This window comes from Pseudomonas sp. ESBL9 (genome assembly GCF_036668715.1).
GTDB lineage: Bacteria > Pseudomonadota > Gammaproteobacteria > Pseudomonadales > Pseudomonadaceae > Aquipseudomonas > Aquipseudomonas lundensis.
This window is the reverse complement of record NZ_JAZEVV010000009.1, coordinates 20,037-36,821: the sequence shown is the minus strand read 5'-3', so window position 1 is coordinate 36,821 and position 16,785 is coordinate 20,037. Positions and strand designations below refer to the sequence as shown.

The 16,785-nt window shown below is 60.3% G+C and carries 19 protein-coding genes; 7 read left to right on the top strand and 12 right to left on the bottom strand.

What is annotated here, in order from left to right; translation table 11 throughout:
* Window positions 1-278: 278 nt before the first annotated feature.
* Together V6F78_RS20185 and cysK are read right to left on the bottom strand one after the other, a co-directional pair.
* A complete protein-coding gene (locus V6F78_RS20185) occupies window positions 279-1,217 on the bottom strand; it encodes an aspartyl/asparaginyl beta-hydroxylase domain-containing protein (RefSeq protein ID WP_047276087.1) in 939 nt (312 codons plus the stop codon).
* A gap of 275 nt (window positions 1,218-1,492) precedes the next feature.
* Entirely contained in the window at window positions 1,493-2,467 is a 975-nt protein-coding gene (cysK, locus tag V6F78_RS20180; protein WP_048375799.1) for a cysteine synthase A, read from the bottom strand.
* 207 nt (window positions 2,468-2,674) lie between these two features.
* Between cysK and V6F78_RS20175 the strand changes: the two genes are divergently transcribed.
* Together V6F78_RS20175 and V6F78_RS20170 are read left to right on the top strand one after the other, a co-directional pair.
* A complete protein-coding gene (locus tag V6F78_RS20175) occupies window positions 2,675-3,520 on the top strand; it encodes an AAA family ATPase (protein ID WP_047276083.1) in 846 nt (281 codons plus the stop codon).
* Between the two features lie 19 nt (window positions 3,521-3,539).
* A complete protein-coding gene (locus V6F78_RS20170) occupies window positions 3,540-4,718 on the top strand; it encodes a vWA domain-containing protein (protein ID WP_047276093.1) in 1,179 nt (392 codons plus the stop codon).
* A gap of 29 nt (window positions 4,719-4,747) precedes the next feature.
* Here the strand turns inward: V6F78_RS20170 and V6F78_RS20165 are convergent, their stop codons facing one another.
* The 6 genes from V6F78_RS20165 to V6F78_RS20140 all read right to left on the bottom strand — a co-directional run bounded on the left by V6F78_RS20165 (window position 4,748) and on the right by V6F78_RS20140 (window position 9,153).
* Window positions 4,748-5,671, bottom strand: coding sequence for a biotin-dependent carboxyltransferase family protein (locus V6F78_RS20165; RefSeq protein ID WP_094990457.1), 924 nt, complete (start codon window positions 5,669-5,671; stop codon window positions 4,748-4,750).
* Window positions 5,668-6,372 (bottom strand): 5-oxoprolinase subunit B family protein, encoded by a 705-nt coding sequence (locus V6F78_RS20160; RefSeq protein ID WP_094990458.1) that lies wholly within the window; start codon window positions 6,370-6,372, stop codon window positions 5,668-5,670. The genes V6F78_RS20165 and V6F78_RS20160 overlap by 4 nt, the downstream gene beginning before the upstream one ends.
* A complete protein-coding gene (locus tag V6F78_RS20155; protein ID WP_047276076.1) occupies window positions 6,369-7,118 on the bottom strand; it encodes a 5-oxoprolinase subunit PxpA in 750 nt (249 codons plus the stop codon). Before V6F78_RS20155 ends, V6F78_RS20160 begins: the two co-directional genes overlap by 4 nt.
* A 182-nt stretch (window positions 7,119-7,300) precedes the next feature.
* Window positions 7,301-7,834, bottom strand: coding sequence for a DUF2937 family protein (locus tag V6F78_RS20150; protein WP_047294632.1), 534 nt, complete (start codon window positions 7,832-7,834; stop codon window positions 7,301-7,303).
* A 12-nt stretch (window positions 7,835-7,846) separates the two neighbouring features.
* On the bottom strand, window positions 7,847-8,623 hold the full coding sequence (locus V6F78_RS20145; protein ID WP_332728041.1) for a class II glutamine amidotransferase: 777 nt from the start codon (window positions 8,621-8,623) through the stop codon (window positions 7,847-7,849).
* Window positions 8,624-8,658: 35 nt separating this feature from the next.
* Entirely contained in the window at window positions 8,659-9,153 is a 495-nt protein-coding gene (locus tag V6F78_RS20140) for a hypothetical protein (RefSeq protein WP_047276208.1), read from the bottom strand.
* An 88-nt stretch (window positions 9,154-9,241) separates the two neighbouring features.
* Here V6F78_RS20140 and V6F78_RS20135 point away from each other — a divergent pair, with 88 nt between their 5' ends.
* Entirely contained in the window at window positions 9,242-11,287 is a 2,046-nt protein-coding gene (locus V6F78_RS20135; protein ID WP_169858953.1) for a S9 family peptidase, read from the top strand.
* Between the two features lie 32 nt (window positions 11,288-11,319).
* On the opposite strand, the gene V6F78_RS20130 is transcribed toward V6F78_RS20135, so the two are convergent.
* Window positions 11,320-11,616: a hypothetical protein gene (locus V6F78_RS20130; RefSeq protein ID WP_047294636.1), complete on the bottom strand. Its 297-nt coding sequence runs from the start codon at window positions 11,614-11,616 to the stop codon at window positions 11,320-11,322.
* A gap of 82 nt (window positions 11,617-11,698) precedes the next feature.
* On the opposite strand from V6F78_RS20130, the gene V6F78_RS20125 reads away from it, so the two are divergent.
* The 4 genes from V6F78_RS20125 to V6F78_RS20110 all read left to right on the top strand — a co-directional run bounded on the left by V6F78_RS20125 (window position 11,699) and on the right by V6F78_RS20110 (window position 13,787).
* Entirely contained in the window at window positions 11,699-12,385 is a 687-nt protein-coding gene (locus V6F78_RS20125) for a spermidine synthase (protein ID WP_094990460.1), read from the top strand.
* Between the two features lie 52 nt (window positions 12,386-12,437).
* On the top strand, window positions 12,438-12,812 hold the full coding sequence (locus tag V6F78_RS20120) for a YajD family HNH nuclease (RefSeq protein WP_047276064.1): 375 nt from the start codon (window positions 12,438-12,440) through the stop codon (window positions 12,810-12,812).
* A 93-nt stretch (window positions 12,813-12,905) separates the two neighbouring features.
* On the top strand, window positions 12,906-13,373 hold the full coding sequence (locus V6F78_RS20115; RefSeq protein WP_047294640.1) for an RNA methyltransferase: 468 nt from the start codon (window positions 12,906-12,908) through the stop codon (window positions 13,371-13,373).
* Window positions 13,374-13,451: 78 nt separating this feature from the next.
* Window positions 13,452-13,787, top strand: coding sequence for a DUF2892 domain-containing protein (locus tag V6F78_RS20110; protein WP_047276060.1), 336 nt, complete (start codon window positions 13,452-13,454; stop codon window positions 13,785-13,787).
* Window positions 13,788-13,846: 59 nt separating this feature from the next.
* On the opposite strand, the gene V6F78_RS20105 is transcribed toward V6F78_RS20110, so the two are convergent.
* From V6F78_RS20105 to V6F78_RS20095, 3 genes are all read right to left on the bottom strand, one after another.
* Entirely contained in the window at window positions 13,847-14,896 is a 1,050-nt protein-coding gene (locus V6F78_RS20105) for an AI-2E family transporter (protein WP_047294642.1), read from the bottom strand.
* 70 nt (window positions 14,897-14,966) lie between these two features.
* Window positions 14,967-15,785, bottom strand: a complete 819-nt coding sequence (locus V6F78_RS20100; protein ID WP_047276105.1) for a DUF4892 domain-containing protein — start codon at window positions 15,783-15,785, stop codon at window positions 14,967-14,969.
* Window positions 15,786-15,930: 145 nt separating this feature from the next.
* Complete coding sequence (locus V6F78_RS20095; protein WP_047294644.1) at window positions 15,931-16,785, bottom strand: alpha/beta hydrolase; 855 nt, start codon at window positions 16,783-16,785, stop codon at window positions 15,931-15,933.

The following is a 16,785-nucleotide window of genomic DNA, read 5'->3' as shown; positions in this document are numbered from 1 at the left end:
GCTGAAGTTCAGTGGTTTTTCAGACGGGTACGGGCAGCCGAAGGCTCGGCTCAGCCCGCCACAACACCCGGTGGCGATACGACGACGTACACCACAGTGCTGCTGACAGGAGGGGGGGAGTGAATGATCTGCTCCGGCTGCTGATTCGCACACGGCACTGCGTCAGCAGTGACTGCTGAATCGACAACGCGGTGTGGAAGAGAAACCGGCATGGGCTGATCGTTCTGAAGGGTATCGAGCGCCGACTATAACCAGCGCCCGATACAATTGGCAATACGTTAACCGAACAACCAGCGCCACAGCAGCACCAGCACCAGCACCGCCAACACCGGGCGCATGATGCGGTACAGCTTGGGGTTGCGGCGTTTCCACTGCTTGACCACGCCACTGAAGCGATCGCTGAAGCGTTTGCTCCAGGCGTAGGCTTTGTTGATGCCGCCTACTCGTTCGTCGTCCAGGTTTTGTGGCGCGGTGGCTTTGCCCAACTGAGCGCTGACCCAACGGTTGATCTTGGTCATGAGGCGGTTGGTCAACGGCCGTTCCACGTCACAGAACAGGATGACGCGGGTGATGTCGGTTTCGTTTTTGACCCAATGCACGTAGGTTTCATCGAACATCACGTCTTCGCCATCACGCCAGGCGTACTCCTCGCCGTCCACAAAGATGCGGCACGCGTCGGAGTTGGGCGTTGACAGCCCGAGGTGATAACGCAGTGAACCGGCAAACGGGTCGCGGTGCGGGTTGAGGTGACTGCCGCCCGGCAGCAAGGCAAACATCGCGCCTTTGACGTTAGGAATGCTGTTGACCAGCGCCACGGTTTTCGGGCAAAGCAGCTCTGCGGAAGGCAGCGGCTTGTCGTACCACTTGAGGTAAAAGCGCTTCCAGCCTTTTTTGAAGAACGAACCGAAGCCTGCGTCGTTGTTCTTTTCGGCGGCGCGGATGTAGCCCTCGTCGAACAGGTGCATGGCCTCTTCGCGAATCGCCTGCCAGTTGTCCTTGAGGATATCCAGCTCGGGGAATTTGCTGCGGTCCAGGTAAGGTTTGGACGGCACACCGGAGAACAGGTACATCAAGGCGTTGTACGGCGCAAAAAAAGCGGAGTGGTTGACGAACTGACGCAACACCGGCAAGCGCGCCTTGCCGCGCAAGTGCACGTAAAGGATGCTGCCGACAAACAGCAGTATCAGCCCTGCCTTGATGGCGAAGGATAAGGTCATGCAACAACTCCTCGAAAAAACTGTGCGGCACCGATAGCCCGATGTGGCAGCCGGGCATGATAAACACTACCGGCGCAGGACAAAACCCGCGTGATCCAACATTCAGTGTTAAGGATTACGTAACAGCGCATTTAATAGCATATGCCGAGGCGAAATCGCTTGATGTGAGTCAGGCAAAACCTGTCGCTGATGCGGGCCGGGACGCGACAGGCGGCGCTTGCGCAGGCGCGGTGAGCCCGCCCGCCTGCGCCGCCCCGGCCGTGATAATTGTGGCCTTACTGCTCCAGTTCCTGCTCACTAAACATGTCGCTGAACAGAAAGCTCGACAGGTAACGTTCGCCCGAGTCCGGCAGGATCACCACAATCGTCTTGCCTTGCATCTCCGGTTTTTCGGCCAGACGCACCGCCACTGCCATGGCCGCACCGCAGGAGATGCCGCACAGAATGCCTTCTTCATGCATCAGGCGCAGCGCCATGGCCTTGGACTCATCGTCACTGACCAGCTCGACCTGATCGACAATCGACAGGTCGAGGTTTTTTGGCACAAAACCGGCACCGATGCCCTGGATTTTATGCGGCGCAGGCTGGATGGCCTGACCGGCCAGCGCCTGGGTGATGACTGGCGAGGTGATGGGTTCAACGGCCACTGACATCAGCGGCTGACCCAGTGTGTGCTTGATGTACCGTGAAATACCCGTGATGGTGCCGCCCGTGCCCACGCCTGAAACCAGCACATCGACACGCTCTCCGGTGTCGTTCCAGATTTCGGGGCCGGTGGTTTTTTCATGGATGGCAGGGTTGGCCGGGTTTTCGAATTGTTGCGGCATGAAGTACTGGGCAGGGTCGCTGGCCTGGATTTCAGCGGCCTTGTCGATCGCGCCTTTCATGCCTTTGGCCGGTTCAGTCAGGACCAGCTCGGCGCCCAGTGCCTTGAGCACTTTGCGACGTTCAAGGCTCATGGACGACGGCATGGTCAGCATCAAATTGTAACCGCGTGCAGCGGCCACGAAGGCCAGGCCAATGCCGGTATTGCCCGACGTGGGTTCAATGATGGTCATGCCCTGTTTAAGTACCCCGCGGCTCTCGGCGTCCCAGATCATGTTGGCGCCAATCCGGCATTTAACCGAATACCCCGGATTACGCCCTTCGATCTTGGCCAGAATCGTGACACCACGGGGCCCAATGCGGTTGATCTGTACCAGCGGTGTATTACCGATGGAATGAGCGTTATCTGCAAAAATACGACTCATGACGGGGGTCCCTTATGCACTTTTCGGAAAGGCTTCAAGGGTAGGCTTCGTGTTCGCGTGCGTCCAGTCATGGCGTGACGGCCCGTTCACAGACTGAATGAGGCGTTTGCGTTCACGCCACGCGGGTGCCGCGTTATAGTCGGACATACTTTTTTAGTCGCCCGCCCTGCCCTGTGCAGACCGGGTTCATGGTTTGAGGATGTGCAGATGAAGTTTGAAGGTACCCGCGCCTACGTGGCCACTGATGACCTGAAGCTGGCGGTCAACGCGGCCATTACCCTGGAACGCCCGCTGCTGGTCAAGGGCGAGCCCGGCACCGGCAAGACCATGCTGGCCGAGCAACTGGCCGAGTCTTTCGGCTGCAAGCTGATCACCTGGCATATCAAGTCCACGACCAAAGCCCACCAGGGCCTTTATGAATACGATGCGGTCAGCCGTCTGCGCGATTCACAGCTGGGCGTCGATAAAGTCCACGATGTGCGCAATTACCTGAAGAAAGGCAAATTGTGGGAAGCCTTCGAAGCCGAAGAACGGGTGATTCTGCTGATCGACGAAATCGACAAGGCCGACATCGAGTTCCCCAATGACCTGCTGCAAGAACTCGACAAGATGGAGTTCTACGTTTACGAGACCGACGAAACGATCAAGGCCAAGGTGCGCCCGATCATCATCATTACGTCCAATAACGAGAAAGAGCTGCCGGACGCCTTCCTGCGCCGTTGCTTCTTCCACTACATCAGCTTCCCGGACCGCAACACGCTGCAAAAAATTGTCGACGTGCACTTCCCTGATATCAAGAAAGAACTGGTCAGCGAAGCGCTCGACGTGTTCTTCGATGTGCGCAAAGTGCCAGGCCTGAAGAAAAAGCCTTCGACTTCCGAACTGGTGGACTGGCTCAAGCTGCTGATGGCCGACAACATCGGCGAAGCCGTGCTGCGCGAGCGTGATCCGACCAAGGCCATCCCGCCGCTGGCCGGCGCGCTGGTGAAAAACGAGCAGGACGTGCAATTGCTTGAGCGCCTGGCGTTCATGAGCCGTCGCGGCAATCGTTGATTGACCCGAGGCGATAAGCATGTTGCTGAATCTGTTCAATGAAATGCGCGCAGCCAAGGTGCCGGTTTCGGTGCGTGAGCTACTGGACCTGATCAACGCGCTCAAACACCGCGTGACCTTCGCCGACATGGACGAATTTTACTTTTTGGCGCGCACCATTCTGGTCAAGGACGAGCGCCACTACGATAAGTTCGATCGCGCCTTCGGCGCCTATTTCAACGGCCTGCAAAACCTCAATGAACACCTTGAGGCCCTGATCCCGGACGAATGGCTGCGCAAGGAGTTCGAGCGCTCGTTGAGCGATGAAGAGCGGGCGCAGATCCAGTCGCTGGGCGGGCTGGACAAACTCATCGAAGCGTTCAAACAGCGCCTGGAAGAGCAAAAGGAACGCCACGCCGGGGGCAACAAGTGGATCGGCACCGGCGGTACCAGCCCGTTCGGTTCCGGCGGCTATCACCCCGAAGGCATTCGCGTCGGGGATGCCGGTGCGCGCCAGGGCAAGGCTGCAAAAGTCTGGGAACAGCGCGAGTACAAAAACCTCGACGATCAGGTCGAACTGGGCACCCGCAACATCAAAGTTGCGCTACGGCGTTTGCGAAAATTCGCCCGTCAGGGTGCGGCAGATGAACTGGACATCGACGGCACCATCGATCACACCGCACGCGACGCCGGTCTGCTGAATATCCAGATGCGACCGGAGCGGCGCAACACCATCAAGCTGCTGTTGCTGTTCGACATTGGTGGCTCGATGGACGCCCATGTGCAGATCTGCGAAGAACTGTTCTCGGCCTGCAAGACTGAGTTCAAGCACCTGGAGTACTACTACTTTCACAACTTCATTTATGAGTCGGTGTGGAAAAACAACCAGCGGCGGCAGGTTGAACGGATCGCGACCCAGGATGTGCTGCACAAATACGGCGCCGATTACAAGGTGATCTTCATCGGCGACGCGGCCATGGGTCCATACGAAATCACCCATGCCGGGGGAAGCGTCGAGCACTGGAACGAAGAACCGGGTTACCTGTGGATGCAGCGTTTTAGGGAGAAATACAAAAAGCTCATCTGGATCAACCCGTACCCCAAAGACACGTGGAACTACACGGCCTCGACGCGCATCGTGCGCGACTTGATTGAAGACCGCATGTACCCGCTGACGCTGGAGGGACTGGAAGAAGGGATGCGCTTTCTGGCGAAGTGAACTGACACCCCTCCTCCGAGGGGTGTGGCTCAGACGCTGTTGAGGCGCTGCATCCACTGCACCTGCTGGCGCTGCGCGACCTCCTGGGTCGTGGGGCGCAACGTCACCCGCTGTCCCGGCAGGCACTGGGCCAGCCGGGCCAATGACAGCGGCGTCAATGCCCCCAGTCGCGGGTAGCCACCGATGGTTTGCCGGTCATTGAGCAACACGATGGGTTGACCATCCGGCGGCACTTGCACCGCTCCCAGCGCAATTCCTTCGGAAATCATCGGCGGCCCTTGGTACACCAGGGTCGGCCCCAGCAAGCGGATGCCCATGCGGTCGGCACGGCTGTCGAGTGCCCATGGGCAATTGAAGGCGTCAAACGTGCTTTGCCCGCTGAAATTGCCGATCTGCGCGCCCATGACCACATTTAGCGACGCCGCGTCGGTGAATATGGGAATCCAGGCGTGATGCAACTCACGCAGCGCGGGCTGAATGTCACTGAAGCCCAGCTCGGCGCCCTTCACCAGCGCGTGCCCCTTGCCATCCAGCCCGCCCAACTGCTCGCGTATCACCGTGGCGCAACTGCCCAACACGCGCGGCGCGTCGAAGCCTCCCGGCGCGGCCAGGTAAGCGCGCGCGCCGTTGAGCGGCTGCACGAAACCCAAGGTCTGACCTTGGCGCAGCCTGAAACTGCGCCACGGCTTGAGCGGCTGACCATCCACGGTGGCGGCCAGGTCTGCACCCGCCAGCGCCAATGTGCAATCGCGCTGGGCGATGACGCTAAAACCGCCCAAGGTGATTTCAATCACCGGCGCCTGCAGCCCATTGCCCAACAGCCAGTTGGCCCACGTCATCGACTGCCAGTCGGCTGCACCGCCCTGCGTCACGCCCAAGTGCCGAACGCCAAAACGTCCGGCGTCCTGCAACTGGCACAACGGGGTGCTGGCCTGAATCAACAATGGGCTCATGCCAAGGCCTCCTGCGGGGTGTCGTCACCGCCCAGGCGGATGAATTCGCTATGACTGATCGGTTCAAACTGCACGCGATCGCCGGGTTGCAACAGGCTGTAGCCGTCCCGCTCCCGGTCAAACAGCATGACCGGCGTGCGCCCGATGAGGTTCCAGCCGCCGGGTGACTGGGCCGGATAGGCCGCCGTCTGGCGTTCGGCAATCCCGACACTGCCCGCCGCCACCCGTTTGCGCGGGGTGTCGAGGCGTGGAGCTGCCAACACCTCGTCTACCAGCCCCATAAAGGCAAAACCGGGGGCGAAACCCAATGCGAACACCTGATACGGACGCGCGCTGTGACGACGAATCACTTCGCCCTGCGACTCGCCCGTGCGCCGGGCCAGCAATGCCAGCTCGGGCCCCACGCTCAGGTCGTACCACACCGGCAGCACATGGCATTGGCCGTGGTCCCCAGTAGCGGGCTGCAGGTCTGTCAGTGCCTGATGAATCAATTCGCGCGCCTGTGCCGGGCTGAGCGCCAGCCCGTCGTAGTGAATCATCAGCGTGGTGTAGGACGGCACCACATCAATCAAAAAACCCGCAAACCCGCTGCGCACACGCTCTGTGGCGGCCAGCATCCACGGCATGTTGAGTTCGGCAATCTCATCGAACAACCGCAGCATCAAGCAGTCGACGGCCGCCACTTCGATACGCGGCTTCATGCACGTTGCCCGTTCAGGGCCGAACGAATGCGCTGCACGGCCGCCACCGAACTGGCGTTGTCGCCATGCACGCACAGCGTATGGGCGTGCAGGTGCAATGGGCTGCCATCAATGGCTGTCAGCGGCTGGCCCGCTGCAAGGGTCAGCGCCTGCTGCACGATGGCTGCAGGGTCGTGGTGCACCGCGCCCGGTAATTGGCGCGAGACCAGATGCCCGGCCGCGTCATAGGCGCGATCGGCAAATGCTTCAAACCACAGGGTCACGCCACACGCATCGCCGATGGCTTGCGCGGCGCTGTTATCGCGGGTCGCCATCAGCATCAGCGGCAGGCTCGCATCGTAGGCCGCCACGGCGCGCACCACCGCGCGCAACTGCTCGGGGTTGGCCATCATGTCGTTGTAGAGCGCACCGTGGGGTTTGACGTAGCTGACCCGCGTCCCCTGGGCGCGGCAGATGCCATCCAGGGCGCCGATCTGGTAATGCAGCAGGTCTTGCAGCGCCTGGGCGGTATAGGCCATGGAGCGGCGGCCGAACCCTGCCAGATCCTGATACGCCGGATGGGCACCGATCTGGACGTCATGTTCCAGCGCCAGCGCCACGGTTTTGCGCATGATCTGCGGATCACCGGCATGAAAGCCGCACGCGATGTTGGCGCAATCAATAAAGGGCATCACCTCGGCATCCAGGCCCATGGTCCAACTGCCAAAACTTTCACCCATGTCGCAGTTCAATAACAGGCGGCTCACGATGATGCTCCTGTGGTTTTTATCGTTAGAAGTAGGACATTTTTCGACAGCCGTACGTCGTTCGTCCAACTAATAAAAGCGGGGCACAGGGATAAGAAAAGTTGATTGCGGTGAAGTTGCCACGTTTAAACCGTTGCCGATCGGCGCGCAGGGCGCAGAACGGCTTGCGCAGCGACTACAGGTCAGTAGCTGCGCTCACGGCGTGCAATGCGTTCGCGTTGACGCTTGCCGCCCAGGACGACCCAGTCGATGAGCCGCAAAAAGCCCTCGATCATGAAGGAAAACAGCAACGCGCCGGCCATGGCCCAGCCAATGGCGCTGGGCGAGAGCAACACTTGATAAGTGTAGGCGTCGTAGGTTTCCTGACGGATGGCCGGGTCTGCCGCGTACGCCACGTGCAGGGCGCGCAGGTACCACGGCCCTTGCATGGCCTGGAACTGGTTGTCCAGCAGGCGCTGACGGGTCAACAAGGTGCCCAGGCTTGAGGCATCGCTGCGAAATACCGGGTCGTCACTGGCCTGGTAGTGCGCCACCAGTGCGTGCAGGTCGCCGTTGAAAAACTGGTTGGCGGTGTTTTGAAACCCGGCCAAACCGGTTTGCGCTTCGATCAGGTGAGCTTCCACGCGCTTGGCGTAGTCATTGATAAAACCCGGCACTTGCACGCCGACCAACAGGCCCAGGGTGAACAACACCAACCGCAGGTAACTCAGGAACATGCTCGCCCATCCTTATTCGGTTGTGCCCTGGCTGACGCATTCGCCGCGTCGCCACAAGCCCCACTGGCCAGGCGCATAGCGCGTCCAGGTTTCGTTTTCAGTCAACGGCTCGGTGGCAATCACAGTGACCACGTCATTGGGGGTGGTTTCTGCCTGAAAATCCACGATCACGTCGACATCTTTGAGCCGCGCCGGGCCAAAGGGCGCTCGACGGGTGATATGCACCAGTTTGGTCGAGCAGTAGCAAAACAACCAGTCACCATCACTGAGCAAGCAGTTGAAGACGCCTTTGCCGCGATATTCGGCACAGGCGGCCACCAGCACCGGAATGAGGGTTTGGACGTCCACCGGTTCGGGGAAGGCTTCGCGCACCCGGTTGAGCACGTCGCAAAACGCTGCTTCGCTATCGGTGTCACCGATCGGCCGGTAGAAGCTGGTACGCGGGTTGAAATCGGCCAGTTGGCCGTTATGGGCGAAACACCAATTACGGCCCCACAATTCGCGCACAAACGGGTGGGTATTGGACAGGCACACTTTGCCGACATTGACCTGGCGGATATGACCAATCACCACTTCGCTTTTGATCGGGTATCGCTGCACCAGCAATGCGACTTCAGAGTCGCAACTGGCGGCCGGGTCCTGAAACAGGCGCAGGCCACGCCCTTCGTAGAACGCAATCCCCCAGCCATCACGGTGCGGGCCGGTGCGCCCGCCACGCTGCATCAGGCCGGTGAAGCTGAACACAATATCGGTCGGCACGTTGGCGCTCATGCCCAGTAATTCACACACGCTCGCACTCTCGCATTCAGGCTCGACGGAAAAAGTTACAACCTGGGTTCAACCCGGGTAGAACCGCTGACCCGCGGTGCTACCGGACGGCCGTAACGGTCGTCACCGGCATTGCCGAAGGGTTGATCGTCTTCAGGATCGCTCTGGCGGGCCTGCTCGGCCGCCGCCGCTTGCGCACGCCGGGCCTTGCTCGCGCGCTCAATGGGCCAGCGGATCAGCACAAACAGCCCATACAGGCAAAACGCAATGATGGCGTACATCAACAGGTCGGACACGGCCCGCCAGGCGTTGTTGCCCACTTTGAACGCCAGATCAAGGGCGGTGATGGCAATCGCAGGGGCGAACTTTTCCTTGACCGGGTCAATGATGGTCGGGCTGAACAACAGCACGGCCATCAGTACCCGCAACGGTTCACGCAGCCAGCGCCACATGAAGCGGGTCAGGCGGCACCACACGAGCAGGCAGCCCAAAGCGGCAAAGGCGTAAAGGCCCCAAGCGATCAGATAGTCGTTCTCGGTCATGGTATCCATGGTCGGCAGGCAATGAGGCGCTATGATAACGGCTTTTAGCCAGTGCGGCTGCACGGCTTCTTTTCATTCAGGTTTCCGAGAGCAGTTAATGACCGAATCTACCTACGCAAATAGCGCTCCAGTCGCACACACCATAGAGGGTTCAGACCCCTATGCGTGGTTACAAAATCGCGACAGCAAAGAGGTTTTGGACTACCTGAAAGCGGAAAACCAGTACCAGGAAGCCCAGTTGGCCGACGAGGCGGAGCGACGTGAAGCGTTGTTTGAAGAGATCAAGGGCCGCATCCGCGAGACTGATCTGTCCTTGCCGTCGCCCTGGGGCCCTTATCTGTACTACACCCGTACCCAGGCGGGGGAAGAATACGCCCGCCATTTCCGCTGCCCGCGCCCGGCTGACAATAGCCAGCAGGTAGACGAAGAGGCCGAACATGTGTTGCTGGACCCGAACGCGCTGGCTGACGGCGGGTTTATCTCCCTGGGTGCGTTCAGTATCAGCCCGGATCATCAACGGCTGGCTTACAGCCTCGACACCAGTGGCGAAGAAACCTACCGCCTGTTCGTCAAAGAGCTGACCAGCGGGGCCGTGACCGAGCTGCCGTTCGAGGCGTGCGATGGCAGCATGACGTGGGCCAATGACAGCCAGACGCTGTTTTTCGCAACGCTGGACGACACTCACCGTCCCCACAAACTGCTGCGCCACACGCTCGGAGAAACCGCCGCGCACGAGGTGTTCCATGAGCCGGACGGGCGTTTTTTCCTGCATTGCTACCGCTCCAGTTCCGAGCGCCAGCTCATCCTGTTGCTCAACAGCAAAACCACCAGTGAAAGTTGGGTGCTGGAGGCCGATCAACCGGCCAGCCCCTTCCACTGCCTTGCGCCCCGGGTTGAAGGCCACGATTACAGTGTCGATCACGGACTGTATCAGGGTGAGTGGAGCTGGTTTATCCGCACCAATCAGGACGGGATCAACTTTGCGCTGTACCACGCCAAGGGCGAAACACCGACCCGCGATGACTGGACGCTGCTGATTGCCCACGACGACGCGGTCATGCTCGAAGGCCTGACCCTCAATGCCCATGCACTGTGTTTAAGCCTTCGCGAAGGTGGACTGCCGATCATTGAGATCCGTCCGAGCGGTTTAACGCCTTATCGGGTGCAATTACCAGACGCCGCCTACAGCCTTTATGTGCAGGACAGCCTTGAGTTCGAAAGTCCCTATATCCGTTTGCGCTATGAGGCGTTGAATCGTCCGGCACAAGTACGTCAACTGACACTGAGCACCGGCGAGCAAAGCGTGCTCAAGGAAACTCCGGTCCTGGGGCCGTTCAATGCCGACGATTACGTCAGTCAGCGCCTGTGGGCCACGGCCCCTGATGGCACCCGGGTGCCGATCAGCCTGGTGGTCAAGCGCAGCGCCCTGGGCCAGCCGACGCCGCTGTATATGTATGGTTACGGCGCCTATGGTGAAAGCCTTGACCCGTGGTTCTCCCATGCGCGCCTGAGCCTGCTCGATCGGGGCGTGGCGTTTGCCATCGCTCACGTGCGCGGTGGCGGTGAGTTGGGCGAAGCCTGGTACCGGGCGGGCAAACAGGAACACAAGCACAACACGTTCAGCGACTTCATCGCCTGCGCAGAACATGTGATCGCTCAAGGGCTGACAACGGCCGGGCAACTGGTCATCAGTGGCGGCAGCGCGGGCGGCCTGTTGATCGGCGCGGTGCTCAATCAGCGGCCTGAGCTGTTCAAGGCGGCCATCGCCGAAGTGCCTTTTGTGGACGTGCTCAACACCATGCTCGACCCGGACCTGCCCCTGACCGTCACCGAATATGACGAATGGGGCAACCCGCAGGAACCCGACGTCTATGAGCGGATCAAGGCCTACGCGCCCTATGAAAACGTGCGCGCACAGGCTTACCCGGCGATGCTGGTCATTGCCGGGTACAACGACAGCCGCGTGCAGTACTGGGAGGCCGCCAAATGGGTCGCCAAATTGCGCGCCAGCAAAACCGACGACAATCTGTTGCTGCTCAAGACAGAGCTGGAGGCTGGCCACGGCGGGATGAGCGGACGCTATCAAGCGTTGCGCGATGTGGCGCTGGAATACGCGTTTGTGTTCAAAGTACTGGGCCTTTAAACGAGGGCCTGCACCCGGTGCCGCTGCCCGGCTCAATCAGCAGCAGGCTTGATCTTCAGGTCTTTGCGGTCGAGCCCCGGCAAGGGTTGGTCTTTGGGCGGCGGCTGGGGCAAGTCGATGGGGGGCAGCGGGAGCAGGCTGCCGCTGCCTGCCACGGGCTTGGGCACCGGCCGCGGCGTCATCTGCGGATAAGGCGTGGGCGTGGCTGTACCGGGCGAACCGGGTTCCGGGGTTGCAGGCATCACAGGCACAGGGCTCAATGCCCCCGCTTGCGCTGCACTTATCGAGAGCACCGCCCCTACAATGGCCGTTAGAATAGTGCGTTTCATCAGTCACTCCGTTGCCAGACCGGCTTGTCTGCCCTCAGGCTACTCGTAACCTGCGGTTTTTGTCCTCTTCTATGAGATACCCATGAAACGTTTTGTTCTGCTCGACACCACTCCGATCCCCGATAACGGCGGCGCCCTGTGCCTGTTTGAGTATGGCGAGGACTTCGTGATCAAGATCCAGGGTGGCGACGGCGGCCAATTAATGAACACCCGCATGCACGGCTCGGAAGACGCACTGGCCGAAATCCCCTGCCGCAAGGTCGCCGGACGTGCCCAGTCGCGCGTGCTGATCGGTGGTTTGGGCATGGGGTTCACTCTGGCGTCGGCCCTCAAGCATTTGGGCAAAACCGCCGAAGTGGTCGTGGCCGAACTGGTGCCGGGGGTTGTTGAATGGAATCGCGGCCCGCTAGGCGAAAAGGCCGGCAACCCGTTGCAAGACCCGCGCACGGTGGTCCGCCTGGAAGACGTGGCCAAGGTGCTGCAAGCCGAACCCAAAGGGTTTGACGCCATCATGCTGGATGTCGACAACGGCCCCGAAGGCCTGACTCAAAAAGCCAACAGCTGGTTGTATTCGGCCGGAGGCTTGAGTGCCTGTGCCAACGCCTTGCGGCCCAAAGGCGTGCTGGCCGTCTGGTCTGCCAGCGCTGACAAACAATTTTCCGACAAACTGCGCAAAGCCGGTTTCAAGGCCGAGGAAGTGCAAGTCTTCGCCCACGGCAACAAAGGCACGCGGCATACCATCTGGATTGCTGAAAAAATCAAAGGCTGATCAACAGCTAAACTTAACGACCTGACCGTCATTCGTCTTCAAAGGTGAACCCATGAGCTCGGCCAACCCTCCCTCCCATACCGCAAAGCTGGATCGCATCCTGGCCGATGCCCAGCGTGACCGTGAAATGGGCTACCGCGACAAAGCCCTGAAAATGTACCCGCATGTCTGCGGCCGCTGCGCCCGTGAGTTCTCGGGTAAACGCCTGAGCGAGCTGACGGTCCATCACCGCGATCATAACCATGACAACAACCCGCAAGACGGTTCCAACTGGGAGCTGTTGTGCCTGTATTGCCATGACAATGAACACTCGCGCTACACCGACCAGCAATACTTTTCGGACAGCTCGACCAGCAGCCCGAAAGTGGCCAAAGCCACCCACAACCCGTTCGCCGCTCTGGCCGGGTTAATGAAAAAAGACGACTAGTCGCGCGCTTGCCGACGCCGCGGCCTGGACTGCGGCGCCGGATCAGCGTGAACAGGCGTATACTCGCGTCTTTTTTCTGAAGGGCTCGGGCACGTGGCGAACAAACGGTACAGCTGCATTGGTTTGTATAACCCCAAATCACCGGAAAACGTCGGCTCGGTGATGCGTGCGGCTGGTTGCTATAACGTGGCGTCCGTGTTCTACACCGGCAAACGCTATGAGCGCGCCCGGGACTTCGTGACCGACACCAAAAAGGTGCATCAGGACATTCCGCTGATTGGCATTGATGACCTGAAAAAGATCCTGCCGTTGGGCTGCATTCCCGTGGCAGTGGAGTTGGTAGAGGGCGCTCGCGCCTTGCCCGAGTACACCCATCCGGATCGCGCTCTGTATGTTTTCGGGCCTGAAGACGGCTCGCTGGACAAAGAGATTCTGGACTGGTGCGAGGATGTGATTTACATCCCGACCAACGGCTGCATGAACCTCGCCGCCACCGTCAACGTAGTGCTTTACGACCGTTTGGCCAAGGGTAACAACACCCGATCCGGGCCTAAATTCTGACCCTAGGATGCCTGCCAGGGGAACAACCCGCCTGCGCTGAGAGTCAGCTCTGTATCCACCAACCCTTGGAGACAGAGCATGAGCAACAGAAATCCTGTAGAGCGCATTGAATCCCCCGCATACCCGGACGTGCCTTACCAAAACGTTGAAGGCTGGGAGCGTGTGGGCTCTTTGGCGGGCGGCGTGGTGATGCTCGGCAAGGGCATTCGTCGGGGCGGGTTTATCGGCCTGATCCAGGTGGGCATCGGTGCCATGGCGCTAAAACGCGGTATTACCGGCCACAGCTCAACCAAGCGCCTGCTTGAGAAGAGTCGCCAGCAACTGCACAGCGTGCGCTCAGACATCGAGCGCGCTGGCGATGAGTTGCTGCGCATGAAGGACGAAGTGGAAGGAAAGATCGTCAAGAGCGTCTGACCGACGCGTGAGGCTGCGATGCTACGCAGCCTCACGCCGCTGGTCCTTGCGTGCGCGGGTTAGCCCTGGGTTTTGTTTTGCTGGCTGGCGCTCCAGTCCACCAGCAGGCTATAGGCCAGCGCCAGCAAGGTCGGGCCGATGAACAAACCGATAAACCCGAACGCCATCAAGCCGCCGAACACGCCAAGCAGCACGATCACCAAGGGCAAGTTGCCGCCCCTGCTGATGAGATAGGGCTTGAGCACGTTGTCCACACCGCTGATGATCAGCGTGCCCCAGATACCCAGGAAAATCGCCATCCCGTAATCGCCTTTCCAGGCCAGCCACGCCGTGGCCGGAATCCAGATCAGCGGCGGCCCCATCGGGATCAGGCTGAGCAGGAACGTTGCAAGGCACAGCACCAGCGCACCCGGCACGCCCGCAATCAGAAAACCGATGAGTGCCAATAACGCTTGAGCGGCCGCCGTGCCGATCACCCCGTTGACCACTCGCTGAATGGTGCCCGCCACCAACTCTTGGTAGTAAGACGCGCGCTCACCGATCAGGCGTTCAAGCAAACGGTGCACAAAGGTCGCCAGCCGCGGGCCGTCCCGATAGAAAAAGAACACAAAGACAATACTCAGGGTCAGCTCCAGAATCCCGCCGCCGATCTGCGCACTGCGGGCCAGCAACCAGTTACCCACCTGCCCCAAATACGGCTTCACCGCGATGATCATCGCCGCGCCCTGCTCGTCGATGGTGTCCCAGATGCCCACCAGCCGCTCTCCGACCAGCGGAATGCCAGCCAGCCAGGTCGGGGCCTCGGGCAACCCTTCTAATTGCACATCCTTCACGAAGGTGGTGGCGTCGCGCACGTGATCGGCCAGATTAAAGCCCAGCCACACCAGCGGCCCGGCCACCAGCAACATCCACCCCAAGGTCAAAATGCCAGCCGCCAGCGATTCCCGCCCACTGAGCCAGCGGGTCAGTAAGCGCATCAGCGGCCAACTGGCAAAAGCCAGTACGGCGCCCCAGAACAGAGCCGACCAGAAAGGTGCCATGACCCACAAACTGGCACCGAACAACACCAGCAGCAGAATTTGCACCAGCAGGCGATCGTTATTGAGCATGTGTATTCCACAGAAATTCGAAAACAAAAAAGACGACGGCTACGCCAAGTGTAGCCGTCGTGGGTAACGCTTAGCGCAGCAGCTCGATATGCAGCCCCGGCGCCGGGGTGTCGCTCAGTTCAAGACGCGAGGCGCGCACGCCACTCTTGATCAGGGCCTCTCGCCAGGCAGCTGCATTGACGCCGCTCAAGCTGAGGCGTGCGGTGGTATCAAGTTTTAAAGCACGGCTAATGAGCTCAAGCCAGGGCGCGTCGGGCGCTTGCGTCAGGGTCGGGAAATCCAGCGCATAGGTGGTTTTCAGTTGACGCTGCAACGTAGCAGGCGTGGGCAATAAGGTCCCGAGATCGGTCGTGGCCACCAGTTGTTCCACATGCAGATACCCTTTGCGACTGCCGCGGTTGATGGCATACAGCGCCACCAATCGATTGCGTTCAGGGGCCGCCATTCGGAGCAACAGGTAGGATTGTTGCTCATCGGAGCCCACCAGCTTGGCGTTGCCTAACACCTCATTGGCCCAGAGGCTGCTTTCGCCGCAGTCACGCGCCTGGCACCAGAACAATAATTCGGCATCCTTGGCTTGCAGCGCCTCGCGCGCCGCCGTGAAGGCTTCGGTGGCCGAATGGCCGGCCGGCAGTTCATAGGTTATTGCGGTGGTCTCGCCCCGTGCATCCACTTGCCCGTCGAAGCGCAGGCGCCCGCTTATTTTACGAATCGGCCCCATCGGGTAGATGCGCTCGGCATCCGGCTTAACGGTGTAATCGACAATGTGTGCGTCAGCCAGCCGGGGCACGTCCTGCAAGTCCTGGCTGCCGGGCACATCGGCCGCCCACAACAAAGGGCTCAGGCAACTCAAACCCAGTACGCCGATCAAACGGTTGGTCAATTTCATCGGCACGGGTCACCCGCAGGTGACGGGTGACTCAGCCTGCTCACGATAGAGACCGGATGGCCTTTCAGGGTCGCAGCGGTGTAGAGATCTATCATGGTTGTCTCCCATTTCAACCCGCCAAGCCTCGGCAGTTGGCCGCCGCAAGTCAAGGAGCAGCGAAGAACCTATTGAAACAGTCTGCAACAAGGATTGCCCCGGCTTCGTCATTGACATGTAAATGATGGCCACCGGGTAACCGTTCCAGGCTGAAGGGTAGTCCATCCAGCCGCTCGGGATGGGTAGCAAGCATGCCGGCTTCGGCCACGATCAAGGTGGCCGGACAACTGACGCGCCGGACGAAGGACATGGCTTGCTCCTCCGTCAGGCGCAGGGGTGAAGGGAGTGTCAGGCGGCTGTCGCTGCGCCAGCTGTATCCGCCCGGCACCGGCATCAGCCCGCGCTGGGCCAATAACTCGGCAGCTTCGCGGCTGACCGCGACCATGCCTTTCATGCGCGCTTCGACGCCACGCTCGAGGGTTGTGTGCACGGACTTGCGTTTGTGGTTCAACTGTAACTGAGCGTGCAGCGCCTGCCCCATGCGCTCAGCCGTGTCGTGCTGAGTGCCGGTGTGCGGCATCACGCCATCAATGAGCGCCAGATGCGTGACACGCTCCGGGCACGAACCGGCCACCACCACCGAAATGATCGCCCCCAAGGAGTGGCCCAGCAGCGCAAAACGCTCCCAGCCCAACTGTTCGGCCACGCTCAACACATCAAATGCATACTCCCACAAGGAGTAACTGGCGCCCGGCGGCCTGTGGGCAGAGTGGCCGTGACCTGCCAGATCCAGCGCCACAATGCGTAATCCGTGCAGCTTGGGCGCCAGCCGCGCAAAACTGTTGGCGTTATCCAGCCAGCCGTGCAGCGCGATCACCGGAATACCGTCTTCAGGCCCAAACACATGGGCTGCCAGTTCGATATGGGGCAGGCTCAGACGAATTTCTTCCACCACGGGCGGCAT